This is a genomic window from Kitasatospora sp. GAS1066B (genome assembly GCF_041262605.1).
In the GTDB taxonomy this organism is placed as follows: Bacteria; Actinomycetota; Actinomycetes; order Streptomycetales; family Streptomycetaceae; genus Kitasatospora.
Genome location: NZ_JBGCCO010000078.1, coordinates 1 through 5,136, shown reverse-complemented (window position 1 = coordinate 5,136; position 5,136 = coordinate 1). Strand labels below are relative to the sequence as shown.

5 protein-coding genes and 1 rRNA gene are annotated in these 5,136 nt (G+C 72.0%); 3 read left to right on the top strand and 3 right to left on the bottom strand.

Features of this window, described 5'->3' with window-relative positions:
- Positions 1-102: 102 nt before the first annotated feature.
- Both ABH937_RS38050 and ABH937_RS38045 read right to left on the bottom strand, forming a co-directional pair.
- Positions 103-1,161 (bottom strand): hypothetical protein, encoded by a 1,059-nt coding sequence (locus tag ABH937_RS38050; RefSeq protein WP_370220840.1) that lies wholly within the window; start codon positions 1,159-1,161, stop codon positions 103-105.
- Positions 1,161-1,682 (bottom strand): SigE family RNA polymerase sigma factor, encoded by a 522-nt coding sequence (locus tag ABH937_RS38045; protein ID WP_280693925.1) that lies wholly within the window; start codon positions 1,680-1,682, stop codon positions 1,161-1,163. The genes ABH937_RS38050 and ABH937_RS38045 overlap by 1 nt, the downstream gene beginning before the upstream one ends.
- 91 nt (positions 1,683-1,773) lie before the next feature.
- On the opposite strand from ABH937_RS38045, the gene ABH937_RS38040 reads away from it, so the two are divergent.
- Positions 1,774-2,403 (top strand): hypothetical protein, encoded by a 630-nt coding sequence (locus tag ABH937_RS38040; RefSeq protein ID WP_280693924.1) that lies wholly within the window; start codon positions 1,774-1,776, stop codon positions 2,401-2,403.
- Between the two features lie 10 nt (positions 2,404-2,413).
- Here ABH937_RS38040 and ABH937_RS38035 read toward each other — a convergent pair whose 3' ends face one another.
- Positions 2,414-3,307, bottom strand: coding sequence for an RDD family protein (locus ABH937_RS38035; RefSeq protein ID WP_370220839.1), 894 nt, complete (start codon positions 3,305-3,307; stop codon positions 2,414-2,416).
- A gap of 185 nt (positions 3,308-3,492) precedes the next feature.
- Between ABH937_RS38035 and ABH937_RS38030 the strand changes: the two genes are divergently transcribed.
- Positions 3,493-4,497 (top strand): stage II sporulation protein M, encoded by a 1,005-nt coding sequence (locus ABH937_RS38030; RefSeq protein WP_280693922.1) that lies wholly within the window; start codon positions 3,493-3,495, stop codon positions 4,495-4,497.
- A gap of 549 nt (positions 4,498-5,046) precedes the next feature.
- Positions 5,047-5,136 (top strand): 16S ribosomal RNA (locus tag ABH937_RS38025); the annotation flags it as partial.

Genomic DNA, 5,136 nt, shown 5'->3' with positions numbered 1-5,136 from the left:
CCGCGGGGCCCCGCCCCCCCCCCCCCCCCGGGGGCCCCCCCCCCCGGGGGGGGGGCCCCCCCCCCCCGGGGGCCCCCCCCCCCCCCCGGCCGTCTTCGGGGATCAGTTCGTCACTTCGGTCGTCCAGTTGCCCCGGTCGCCGCCCAGCAGCACGAGCCGGTCCGCCACCCCGTGCACCCCGCCGACCGCCTGCAGCGCCGTCTCGTATCCAGGCGGACTGTCGACGCAGGCGTCCAGACCGGCCTGAGTGATGCAGCCCGGCGCTCCGGGATAACCACCGTTGTGGATCGACTTGCCCGGGTACGGGGAGCCCGACGGCGGCAGCGGCAGGGAGGGGCCGACGTTGATCGTCACCAGCGAGTTCCCCACCGTCATCGCCACGGCAACGGTCCAGTCGCTGCCGTTCATCGATGGCGCCAGGGTGGCGAGCGCGACCTTGAAGTCGGCCGGCAGGCCGGTCAGTCGCACTGGCAGCGGGACCGCCCACTTCCCGTAGGTCACGCCGGCCGCCACCCGCAGCACCACCGCGGTCGCGCCGGCGTCCTCGCCCCACTGGCCCTGGAGCTCGGCCCACCGCCCCGAAGACGTCAGCCAGCGCAGTGCGTGTTCGTCCGTCGGGAGCCTGGGGTCCGCGCTCGGCGTGAGCCAGTACGCTGTGCCCCCGTTGACCTGCGGTGCCGCGGAGCGTTGCGCGGGACGGCCGTTCAGCTTGGTGGCGTCGGGCACCTGCCCGGCTGGGAGCAGGGTCAGCCGCAGCTCGGAGAAGCCCCGGGCGGGGTTGCCGCGCACCATGGCGAAGGCCTGCGGCGAGGGGCCCTGGTAGTCGGCGGAGTAACCGATGCCGTCGCTGCCGCGCGCCCAGTCCGGCAGCCAGCCGAACTGCACCTCGGTGGTCAGCGGATCGTGCCCGGTGTCCGGCGGAAGATCAGCCGGGGCCGTCGTCGTCGGAGCGGCCGCCGGAACACCGTGCCCCTGCCCTGGCAGCGCCAACGCGAGCCCCGAGACGCCGACTGCGAAGGCCAGGCTCGCGGCCGCGACCCCCAGCCTCCGGCGCCGCCGCCGCGACCGCCCCTGCCGGACCGCGGCGGCCACGTCCACCACGCTCTGCTGCGGTGGCGAGCCCACCAGCTCCGCCAACCCCGTGCTCAGGTCGAAATCCATCACACAACCCCCTCTGCCACTGTCGCCGGACCCGCGAGCAGGCGGCGGCTCAGCGCGTCGATCCCCCGTGAGGTCTGACTCTTGACGTTTCCGGTGGAGCAGCCCATCGCCTCGGCAGTCTGCTCGACCGTCAGATCGCAGTAGTACCGGAGCACCACCGCCGTGCGTTGCCGCGGCGGGAGTGCGGCCAGCGCTTCCCTGAGGTCCACCGAGGCGTCCAGGTCGGGCGCGAACACCGGGGCATCCGGCAGTTCCTGCGCCTGCCACCGGGCCCGCCACCGTTCCCATGGCGAGCGCTGCTCCGAAAGGAAGGTGTTCACCAGGGCCTTTCTGGCATAGCCGTCCATGTTCTCCACCCGCGCCAGCCGGGGCCAGTGGACGTACAGCTTGGTGATCGTCTCCTGCACCAGGTCATCCGCCCGGTGCCAGTCGGCACAGAGCAAGTACGCGACACCGCGTAGCCAAGTGGCCCTGGTGCTGGCGAATTCAATGAATTCCGCGTCGCGCTTCGGCTTCGCCATCGCCGGCAACTCCTCTCCGGGAAGTGCTCCCCGCACTGCCCGCCACACTGATGCGACCGCACTGCGAAAGGTTGCACGTAGGCTGCTGACCATGCCCACCGGCCGCTACTCCCTCCACGACCCGCACGACGGCACCCCCCTCGGCGAGGAACGGTTCAGCTGCGCGCCCGGCCCCGCCGGCTGGCGCTACGTCGGCAAGTCCTATGCCCCGGACGGCACGCCGCTGGGCACCGTCGACCTCACGCTGGACTCCCGGGCCCGCCCGCTGCGGATGGAACTGCGCTCCGGTGGCTGGCAGGTCCGCGGGGGAGCCGTGGACGGGGTGGCCTGGGTGCGTACCGACCCGGCCGACCCGACCGGCGCCGCGGCCACCGAAGGGCACGACCGCGCCCACGGCTTCGCCGGCGACTCGCCCGCTTTCCTGATCGCCACCGCCCGCCTGCTGCGGCCGGCCGAGGGCGCGAGCGCGCGGGTGCGACTGGTCGCCTTCAGCGGCGCGGCGCTGGCCCCCCGGACCTTCGACCAGGGCTGGACCCTGCAGAGCGTGGAGCAGCACGCCACCGACAGCGGCCCGCTGCTGGTCGAGCGCTACCAGGTGGCCGACCTGGAGACCGGCGAGCAGCGCGAACTGCACCTCGCGGGCGACGTGCTGCTGGCGGCCCCGGGCATCGAACTGGAGGAGTTGGACAACCCGCCCAACGCCTGGCCGAGCTGGGAGTGACGCGGCCGGCTCAGCCGGGCAGCGAGAACCCGCCGTCGACGGCGGGGGAGGCGGGCGGCACCGGCGGCGCGGTGGGTGTGGCCGGGGCGGTGGGTGCGCCGGGGCCGGGGCCGGGTGCGGGCGGCGGGCTGGGCACGGCACCCGTGCCGGTCGCGCGCTGCCACTCCCGGCGCTGCCGCTCGGTCAGCACCGCGCCCAGGTACAGCGCCGGATGCAGCCCGGCCGGCACCGGCCAGCCGGTCCGCTCGGCCACGTCACCGGCCAGCCGCTGCGCCATCCCGAGCGCCGCCTGGGCATCCAACTGATCTGCCCGGTTCAGCAGTTGGCGAATCGCCAGCCAGAGCCCAGGGGGCACGGTCGACAGGTCGAGCCGGACCAGATCGGTGCCCAGCGCGGCCAGCACCTGCGGCGGCGGCGCGACGGTCAGCCCCGGTGCGGCCGTCTCCGGCACTCGCTCGCGCACCACCAGGGTGCCCGCGAAGATGTCGCCGAGCCGCCGGCCGTCGGTCGAGACCAACGAGCAGAGCGCGGCCGGCACCCCGGTCAGCAGGATGATCTCGAAGACCCCGACCAGCGCCCGGACCAGCGCGTGCCGGAACCCCGCGGGCCCGCCGTCGACCCGCACCACCCGCAGCCCGAGCGCCGCCTTCCCCAGCGACCGTCCGCGCGACAGCGTCTCCACCAGCACCGGCACCGCGACCAGGAGGAGGACCATCAGGCAGATCACCAGCGCCGCGGCGGCCGCCCCGTCCAGGCCCGGCAGCAGCACCAGCGACAACAGCGAGAGCAGGAAGAACGCCGCGAACTCCACCACCAGGTCCAGCAGCACGGCCAGCGCCCGGCTCGGCAACTTCGCCGGCCGCAGTCCGAGGACCACGGCCTCACCCGTCACCAGGTCGCTCACCGCACCAGCCCGTTCCACTCGACGTCACGGAGCAGAGCAGCCGCCCGACCCCCGATCTTCAGGTGCCCAACATACGGGGCCGCCCGAAAGCCGGGGAAGGCTCCCAGCCCACCCGCGACGACCTCTGGCAAGCTGACCCCAGCCGTTGACCCCGCGCCGCCACCGCCCACCTTGGAGTGACCCGCATGGACCTGGACGTCTTCGTCGCCGCCCACCAGGCGCAGTGGGCGCGGTTGGAGGCTCTCAGCAAGCGGCGCAAACTCACCGGCGCGGAGGCCGACGAACTGGTCGCGCTCTACCAGCGGACCACCGGCCACCTGGCCAAGGTGCAGGCCACGGCGCCCGATCCGGCCCTGGTCGGCCGGTTGACCACGCTGGTGGCACGCGCCCGCAACGCCGTCACCGGCAGCCGGGTCGCCGGCTGGCGCGACGTGGGCCGCTACTTCACGGTCAGCTTCCCCGCCGCCCTGTACCGCTCCCGCCGCTGGTGGCTCCCGATAGCCCTGGTCTCGCTGCTCGGCGCCGCGCTGATCGCCTGGTGGGTGGCCGCGCACCCCGAAGTCCGGGACAGCCTGGCCAGCCCCAGCCAACTACGCGAGATGACCCGCCCAGGCGGTGCCTACCAGGCCTACTACTCCGACCGCCCGGCCAGCTCCTTCGCCGCCCAGGTCTGGACGAACAACGCCTGGGTCGCCACCCAGTGCCTGGTCTTCGGCGTCTTCCTGGGCTTGCCGGTCCTCTACGTCCTGGCCCAGAACATCCTCAACCTGGGCATCGGCGTCGGCCTGATGGCCTCCGCCGGCCGCCTCGACCTCTTCCTCGGCCTGCTCCTGCCGCACGGCCTGCTCGAACTCACTGCGGTCTTCGTCGCCGCCGGCCTCGGGCTGCGCCTCGGCTGGACCGTGATCGACCCGGGCCCGCGCCCGCGCACCGTCGCCCTGGCCGAACAGGGCCGCGCCACGATCGGCATGGCCATGGGCCTGACCGCCGTCCTCTTCGTCAGCGGCCTGCTCGAAGCGTTCGTCACCCCCTCCGGCCTCCCCACCTGGGCCCGGGTCGGCATCGGGGTCACCGCCGAGACGCTCTTCCTGCTCTACGCCCTGGTCCTCGGCCGCCGCGCCGCCGCCGCAGGCGAGACCGGCGACGTGGCCGCCGCCGATCGTGCGGACCTCCAGCCGGTGGCGGGCTGACCCCTTCTGACCTGGTAGTCTTCTCTTCACGCCGCCAGAGCCGTTGACACGGGTCCGGTCGGCTAGTAGATTCGAACGGTTAGGTCGACTGGACAACAGGGTCGGCCGGTTGTAGCGTCTACGACACGACAGGCTGAGGAAACGCGTCCATGGATGCGGCCCGGCAAGTCAAATTGCCCCAGGCAAAAGCAGTGCGAATCCTTTGATAAGCTCTGCTGGTAAGCCGAAGGGAATCCCCTCAGCGGGAATTCGGAGAAGAAAACGACCGGTAAACGGTGCGGACCGGATCTGATAAGCTGAGAACACGAAAGAACGAAGCGCCCGGAGGGGTCACGGAAGTGGCTGCGAAGGAAGTGTCCGTTCCTTGAGAACTCAACAGCGTGCCAAAAGTCAACGCCAGATATGTTGACATCCCCGGCCTCGGTCACTTGATCGGGGTTGGAGATTCCTTTTGAAGTAAAACACTAGCGAGGACGCAGTGCACGAGGTCACCCTATTCCGGTGGTTGTCGTGCCGCTCTCGTGGTGGACGCTCGATTACGGGCAGACATTCACGGAGAGTTTGATCCTGGCTCAGGACGAACGCTGGCGGCGTGCTTAACACATGCAAGTCGAACGGTGAAGCCCTTCGGGGTGGATC